Below are 785 nucleotides of genomic sequence, written 5' to 3'. Positions count from 1 at the left end.
CCCCTTCCTTCAGGGCGGGGAAGACGTTAATTGCGTACGGGTGCGTCATAAGTAGCAGAAAGAAAATCTATGCTTAGAAGCGGGTGACGCTTCGTTTGGCGGGCTCCAGTGTCGTCGCAACCCGTGTACGTGGCGGGGTCTTCTTCACTGATCGGGTCGGGGCTAGAGCTTGCGCGGGCTTTGCCTGCGTCGGCGTAGAAAGCGTTATCGTTCTCGTTGTTTTGACTGGTTCCGGCGCAGTCGTGTGAGCCAGAGCTAGGGCCACTGCACGCGACTTGACGCTCTCCTGTGCGGACGGAGCGGAGGGGTTTGCCGGATCCAGACCTCCCGCGGCGAGTATTTTCTGGATATCCGGCGCGAGCTTCGCCTGTTTCTTGGCAACCGCAGACACCGGTGTTGCGAACTTGGGGCCCTTTCCCGGACCGTTTACGCATCCCGCAGCCGGCGCGCTCAGTGAGAGCGCAAGGAGTAGATTTGCCAATTTCATGACGGACCTGCGTTCGAATTCTTTATCTACCTGGAATCGTATCCCCACACCCGTCCGCGCGCAACTCTCGAATCCTTGACACAGGCTGGGGCCGACCTGATTATCAAGCTGCGCCGTAAAACCCGGCCCTTCAGATCCGGGATACAAGGCGTTCCCACGCAAGCGGGAATTTCTGTTTCCCGTTTGCTCTTGCTCTCCCGTTCTTTCCAGGGAATAAATTCCACATGCGCCGTGCCATAAATGTCAGATTGCATCCCACGAAGGATCGGACCAAAGAACTGGGCTTCCAGTTCGGCGC

General features: G+C 57.8%; 1 protein-coding gene. It reads right to left on the bottom strand.

The features are described from left to right. Positions 1–73: 73 nt before the first annotated feature. Entirely contained in the window at positions 74–487 is a 414-nt protein-coding gene (locus E1297_RS01165) for a hypothetical protein (protein ID WP_155132849.1), read from the bottom strand. Between the last annotated feature and the right edge of the window lie 298 nt (positions 488–785).

This window comes from Roseibium sp. RKSG952, assembly GCF_009711355.1.
The sequence above is the reverse complement of the archived record's forward strand: the minus strand, read 5'-3'. Positions and strand labels throughout refer to the sequence as shown.